This is a genomic window from Parvibaculum sp., from assembly GCF_049671045.1.
Lineage (GTDB): Bacteria > Pseudomonadota > Alphaproteobacteria > Parvibaculales > Parvibaculaceae > Parvibaculum.
The window spans coordinates 1-6,699 of the sequence record NZ_JBATUH010000126.1; the positions used below are offsets into that span (position 1 = coordinate 1).

The window sequence follows — 6,699 nt, forward strand, 5'->3', positions numbered from 1 at the left end:
CGCTCCGCCAGCTTCCGCAAGAACCTTCGTGATCGCCGCCGTCAGCGTCGTCTTGCCATGATCAACGTGACCAATCGTCCCGATGTTGCAGTGCGGCTTATTGCGCTCAAATTTCTCTTTGGCCATCTCGGCGCTCCATCCTTCTGGAACTGACTTCGATTAATGGTTAGGCGAGCTTCGCCCTGACTTCGTCGGAAACCGCCTGCGGAACCTGCTCGTAGTGATCGAACTGCATCGTGTAGCTTGCACGACCCTGGCTCATCGAGCGCAGCGTATTCACGTAGCCGAACATGTTCGCGAGCGGCACCATCGCGTGGACAACCTGCGCATTCCCGCGCTGGTCCGTACCCAGGATCTGACCGCGACGCGAGTTGATGTCGCCGATCACACCGCCGAGGAATTCCTCGGGCGTCACCACCTCGACCTTCATGATCGGCTCGAGGAGCTTCACGCCGGCCTGCTGCGCGCCTTCACGGAAAGCTGCACGCGCCGCGATTTCGAAGGCCATGACGCTCGAGTCGACATCGTGGTAGGCGCCGTCAATCAGCGTTGCCTTGAAGTCGATCATCGGGAAGCCGGCAAGCGGACCGGAATCCTTCACGCTCTCGATGCCCTTCTGAACGCCGGGGATGTACTCCTTCGGAACCGAACCGCCGACGATCTTGCTCTCGAACTCGAAGCCCGAACCAGGCTCGCCCGGCTCCAGCACGATCTTGACGCGCGCAAACTGGCCCGAACCGCCGGTCTGCTTCTTGTGCGTGTAGTCGATTTCCGCACGCTTCGTGATCGCTTCACGATAGGCCACCTGCGGCGCACCGACATTGACGTCGATCTTGTAGGTGCGGCGGAGAATGTCGACCTTGATATCGAGATGGAGTTCGCCCATCCCCTTCAGGATCGTCTGGCCGCTCTCGGCGTCCGTCGACACGCGGAACGAGGGGTCCTCGGCCGCGAGCTTATGCAGCGCGACGCCCATCTTTTCCTGGTCGGCCTTCGTCTTCGGCTCGACCGCGATCTCGATGACCGGATCCGGGAATTCCATCTTCTCGAGGATGACGGGCTTCAGCGGATCGCAGAGCGTATCGCCCGTGCGCGTGTCCTTGAGGCTCGCGAGCGCAACGATGTCGCCGGCAAAGGCCTCTTTGATGTCTTCGCGGTCATTGGCATGCATCAGCAGCATGCGGCCGACGCGCTCTTTCTTCTCGCGCGCCGAGTTAAGGAGCGTCATGCCGCTCTCGAGCTTGCCCGAATAGATGCGGCAGAAGGTGAGCGAGCCAACGAACGGATCGTCCACGATCTTGAACGCGAGGATCGACAGCGGATCCTCGTCCGAGGACTCGCGCACCGTCTCTTCGCCGGTCTTCACGTCGACGCCCTTGATCGCCGGCACTTCCGTCGGCGACGGCAGATAGTCGATGATCGCGTCGAGCAGCGTGTGGATGCCCTTGTTCTTGAATGCGGTGCCGCAGAGCACGGGATAGAAGGTGCTCTTCTGCACGGCCTTGCGGATGAGGCTCTTCAGCGTCGGAATATCCGGCTCGTTGCCTTCGAGGTAGGCTTCCATCGCCGCATCGTCCAGTTCGACGGCGGCTTCGACGAGCGCGGCGCGCGCTTCCACGGCCTTGTCCATCAGATCGGCCGGAACTTCGATGATCTGCGGAGCGGTGTCCTTGTCATCCATCGACCAGACGACACCCTTCATCTCGACGAGGTCGATGACGCCGCGGAAGTCGCCTTCGGCGCCGATCGGAAGCTGGATCGGAACCGGCTTCGCACCGAGGCGCTGCACGATGTCCTTCACGCAGCGGTCAAAGTCCGCGCCGATCTTGTCCATCTTGTTGCAGAAGACGATGCGCGGAACGTGATACTTGTCGCCCTGGCGCCAAACCGTCTCGGTCTGCGGCTCCACGCCCTGGCTGGAGTCGAGCACGCAGACGGCACCGTCGAGCACGCGCAGCGAACGCTCCACCTCGATGGTGAAGTCGACGTGACCGGGCGTGTCGATGATGTTGAGACGCTTGCCCTTCCAGTAACAGGTCGTCGCGGCCGACGTGATGGTGATGCCGCGCTCCTGCTCCTGCGCCATGAAGTCCATGGTGGCAGCGCCATCGTGCGTTTCGCCGATCTTATGGCTTTCACCCGTGAAGTAGAGGATGCGCTCGGTCGTCGTCGTCTTACCGGCATCGATGTGCGCCATGATGCCGATATTGCGATAATCTTCGAGCTTTGTGCGGCGGGTCATAAGATTGGCCTCGGAAAGAACGGGTTACCAGCGGTAGTGCGAGAACGCGCGGTTGGCTTCCGCCATGCGATGCGTGTCTTCGCGCTTCTTGACGGCGCTGCCGCGGTTGTTCGCGGCATCGAGCAGTTCGCCGGACAGCCGGCCGACCATGGTCGTCTCGTTGCGCGCGCGGGCAGCCGTGATGATCCAGCGGATCGCCAGCGCGCGGCGCCGGTCGGGACGAACCTCGACGGGAACCTGATAGGTCGCGCCGCCGACACGCCGCGAGCGGACCTCGATTGCCGGCATGACGTTCTCGAGAGCTTCGTGGAAGGTGCGAAGCGGATCGACCTTCGCCCTCTTTTCCATCTGCTCGAACGCGCCGTAGATGATCGATTCAGCGGCGGACTTCTTGCCGTGATACATCAGGCTGTTCATGAACTTGGCGAGAACCAGGTCGCCATACTTGGCGTCCGGGATGACTTCCCGCTTTTCTGCGCGGTGGCGTCGCGACATGTCTTTGATCCCTTACTTCGGACGCTTCGCGCCGTACTTCGAGCGGCGCTGACGACGATCCTTCACACCCTGCGTGTCGAGCACGCCGCGGATGATGTGATAGCGAACACCAGGAAGGTCCTTCACGCGGCCGCCGCGAATGAGCACGACCGAGTGCTCCTGCAGGTTGTGGCCTTCGCCCGGAATGTAGCTCGACACTTCGAACTGGTTGGTGAGGCGCACGCGAGCGACCTTACGCAGAGCGGAGTTCGGCTTCTTCGGCGTCGTCGTGTACACGCGCGTGCATACGCCGCGCTTCTGCGGACACGCCTCCATCGCCGGCACTTTGTTCCGCTTCGCCAAAGGCTTGCGCGGCTTACGAATTAGCTGGTTGATCGTGGGCATTATCTGCTCGCCTGCTCGATCCCTGTTGTCAAAAACGAAAACCTCGCCACAGCTCTTGGTTACAAGAGTTGCGCGCGGCTACGGGCACTACACCCCTGAAGGTAAGTGCCCATTTGCAGAGGACTCCGGCCTTGCGCCCGGAGTCGTGCGCCATTCCTCATAGTCTGTTTACTGGCCCCAGTGTCTAGGTCCGGCCGGTTTCGGCTCGGGTGCCCCTACTACCTGCGGCGAAAGTGGGCGGAAGCTACCCGCCACCCCCCTCCCCGTCAAGTGCGATACGCAAGAAAAGCAATGTTTTCCGGCTTTTAGGGGCTCATCTGCCCATTGCGGTCCGTTTAGGGGCCGCCTGGTACCAGAATCCGGCCTCGCAACCCGGATTTGAGGGCTTTTTACCGGGCGTTAGCCGGGTCTTGAGCACGGAATCACATTTCGATTCCCTCCTCTTTGCAGACCTCGCGGAAGGAGATTCGCACATCGCCCCGCGCCCGGCGGCCCTTCGTCTCCATCCGGCCACAGGTTTTTGCCACGGTGCCGGGCAAACGAAAGGGCCGCCCCTTGGGGGCGGCCCTTCATTTCTCTCGCGTGGCGGCCGCCCGTCAGGCGTGCGTGCCCGCCGCTTCGGCGGATTCGACAACCACGGGCTCGCTTGCCTGCGGAAGCTGGCCTGCCTGCTGCTCCGCAGCGATCTTCTCGTCGCGCTTGAGCGCTTCCGAGCGAAGGCGCTGCAGCATGCCGCCAGTGCCCGCCGGGATGAGCCGGCCGACGATGACGTTCTCCTTGAGGCCGATCAGCTGGTCCACCTTGCCGTTGACGGCGGCTTCGGTGAGAACGCGCGTCGTCTCCTGGAAGGAGGCGGCAGAGATGAAGGAGCGCGTCTGAAGCGATGCCTTCGTGATACCCAGAAGAACCGGGTTGGCGGACATCGTCCTCTTGCCCTGAAGGGCGAGCTTCTCGTTGATCTCGTCGAACTCCGCCCGGTCGAGCTGTTCGCCCGGCAGGTTGGTCGAGTCGCCCGAGTCTGTGATCTCCACCTTCTGCAGCATGTTGCGGACGATCACTTCGATATGCTTGTCGTTGATCGACACGCCCTGCAGGCGGTAGACGTCCTGAATCTCGTTGACGAGATAGGCCGCAAGCTCCTCCACACCCGAAATCGCAAGAATGTCATGCGGCGCGGGGTGGCCGTCGAGGAGGAATTCGCCCTTCTCGATGATGTCACCTTCCTGCACGCCGATATGCTTGCCCTTCGGGATCAGATACTCGATCGGCTCCAGCGACTCGTCGACCGGATGCACGATGATGCGCCGCTTGTTCTTGTAGTCCTTGCCGAACTCGACCCGGCCCGTCACCTCCGCGATGATCGCATGATCCTTCGGACGGCGTGCCTCGAAGAGCTCCGCCACGCGCGGCAGACCGCCCGTGATGTCGCGCGTCTTGGCGCCTTCCGTCGGGATACGCGCGATCACGTCGCCGGCATGGATATCCGCACCGTTTTCGACCGAGAGAATCGCATCGACCGAAAGCAGGTAGCGCGCATCATTGCCGCTGGCGAGCTTCAGAACCTTGCCGTTCCTGTCCTTGACCACGACGGCGGGCCGCAGTTCGCTGCCGCGCGGAGAGGCGCGCCAGTCGACGACGACGCGGCTCGAGATACCCGTCGCCTCGTCCGCCACTTCGCGGATCGACACGCCGTCGACGAGATCCTCGAACTCAACGACACCATCGACTTCGGTCAGGATCGGCACGGTGTACGGATCCCATTCCGAAATGCGCTGGCCGCGTTCGATCTTCTGGCCGTCATCGACCTTGAGGCGCGAACCATAGGTGAGCTTGTGGCTCGCCCGCTCGCGACCCTGCTCGTCCAGAACCTGGACCTGCACGTTGCGACCCATGACGACGAGATGGCCGCTCGAGTCCTTGACCACGTTGCGGTTGACGATCCTGACGGTGCCCTCATGGTTCGACTCGACGAAGGACGAGTCGACGACCTGCGCCGTGCCGCCGATATGGAACGTGCGCATGGTGAGCTGCGTACCCGGCTCGCCGATCGACTGGGCGGCGATGACGCCCACAGCCTCGCCGAGATTGACCGGCGTGCCGCGCGCGAGATCGCGGCCGTAGCAGGCCGCGCAGACGCCCGTCTTCGATTCGCAGGTCAGCACCGAACGGATGCGGATGCCCTGAATATTGGCCTCCTCGATCTGGTCGACATGGCTTTCCTCGATGAGCGTGTTCTTCGGGAACATGACATCGCCCGTCACCGGGTTGACCACGTCTTCCGCCGTCGTGCGTCCAAGGACGCGCGTGCCGAGGGAAACGATGATCTCGCCGGACTCGATCACGGGCTGCACCGTGATGCCGCCATCCGTGCCGCAATCAAACTCGGTGATAATCGAGTCCTGGGCCACGTCCACGAGGCGGCGCGTGAGATATCCCGAGTTCGCGGTCTTGAGCGCGGTATCGGCAAGGCCCTTTCGCGCGCCGTGCGTCGAGTTGAAGTACTCGAGAACGGTGAGGCCTTCCTTGAAGTTCGAGATGATCGGCGTTTCGATGATCTCGCCCGACGGCTTGGCCATGAGGCCGCGCATACCGGCGAGCTGCTTCATCTGGGCGGGCGAACCACGGGCGCCCGAGTGAGCCATCATGTAGATCGAGTTGATGGGCTTCTCGCGCTTCGACTCCGCGTCGACCTGCACGGCCGAAATCTTCTGCATCATCACATCGGCGACGCGATCGGTGCACTTCGCCCAGGCGTCGACAACCTTGTTGTACTTCTCGCCCTGCGTGATGAGGCCGTCGATATACTGCTGCTCATATTCCGTCGCGAGCGAACGCGTCTCGCTGACGAGCTTTTCCTTCTCGTCGGGAATGACCATGTCGTCCTTGCCGAACGAGATGCCCGCCTTGAAAGCCTGCGTGAAGCCGAGCGCCATGATCTGGTCGCAGAAGATGACCGTCTCCTTCTGACCGCAGTGGCGATAGACCACGTCGATCATGCGCGAGATGTCACGCTTGGTGAGCAGGCGGTTGGCGAGATCGAACGGCACGTTCGGATGGCGCGGCAGAAGCTCGCCCACCATCATGCGGCCGGGGGTCGTCTCGACGATCTGCGTGATCGGCTTGCCCTCGGCATCGACCGTCTTGTAGCGCGCCTTGATCTTGGCGTGCAGCGTGACGACCTTCGCGGCCAGCGCGTGCTCGATCTCCTGCATGCCGGAGAACACCATGCCCTCGCCCGGCTCGTTCTGCTTGGCGATGGTCACATAGTAGAGTCCGAGAACGATGTCCTGCGACGGCACGATGATCGGCGAACCGTTGGCCGGATGCAGGATGTTGTTCGTCGACATCATTAGCACACGCGCTTCGAGCTGCGCTTCAAGCGACAGCGGAACGTGCACGGCCATCTGGTCGCCGTCGAAATCGGCGTTGAAGGCGGCGCAGACCAGCGGGTGAAGCTGGATCGCCTTGCCCTCGATCAGCACCGGCTCGAAAGCCTGGATGCCGAGACGGTGCAGCGTCGGCGCGCGGTTGAGCAGCACGGGATGCTCGCGAATGACCTGCTCGAGAATGTCCCAGAC

5 protein-coding genes are annotated in these 6,699 nt (G+C 62.5%); all 5 read right to left on the reverse strand.

The genetic code is table 11. From position 1 onward, the window contains the following. Nucleotides 1-126: GTP-binding protein (locus WBG82_RS14925; protein ID WP_424420102.1), on the reverse strand; the 126-nt coding region annotated here is incomplete at its 3' end. 40 nt (nucleotides 127-166) lie between these two features. Next, nucleotides 167-2,242: an elongation factor G gene (fusA, locus tag WBG82_RS14930; RefSeq protein ID WP_424425552.1), complete on the reverse strand. Its 2,076-nt coding sequence runs from the start codon at nucleotides 2,240-2,242 to the stop codon at nucleotides 167-169. Between the two features lie 24 nt (nucleotides 2,243-2,266). Then, nucleotides 2,267-2,737 (reverse strand): 30S ribosomal protein S7, encoded by a 471-nt coding sequence (gene rpsG / locus WBG82_RS14935; RefSeq protein ID WP_424425554.1) that lies wholly within the window; start codon nucleotides 2,735-2,737, stop codon nucleotides 2,267-2,269. Nucleotides 2,738-2,749: 12 nt separating this feature from the next. After that, nucleotides 2,750-3,121 (reverse strand): 30S ribosomal protein S12, encoded by a 372-nt coding sequence (rpsL, locus tag WBG82_RS14940; RefSeq protein WP_424425556.1) that lies wholly within the window; start codon nucleotides 3,119-3,121, stop codon nucleotides 2,750-2,752. 596 nt (nucleotides 3,122-3,717) lie between these two features. Continuing rightward, on the reverse strand, nucleotides 3,718-6,699 hold a 2,982-nt coding region (locus tag WBG82_RS14945; protein ID WP_424425558.1), incomplete at its 5' end, for a DNA-directed RNA polymerase subunit beta'.

Coding starts and splice junctions, on each gene's coding strand:
- fusA (WP_424425552.1), bottom strand. CDS start 2,242: ATGACCCGCCGCACAAAGCTCGAAGATTATCGCAATATCGGCATCATG.
- rpsG (WP_424425554.1), bottom strand. CDS start 2,737: ATGTCGCGACGCCACCGCGCAGAAAAGCGGGAAGTCATCCCGGACGCC.
- rpsL (WP_424425556.1), bottom strand. CDS start 3,121: ATGCCCACGATCAACCAGCTAATTCGTAAGCCGCGCAAGCCTTTGGCG.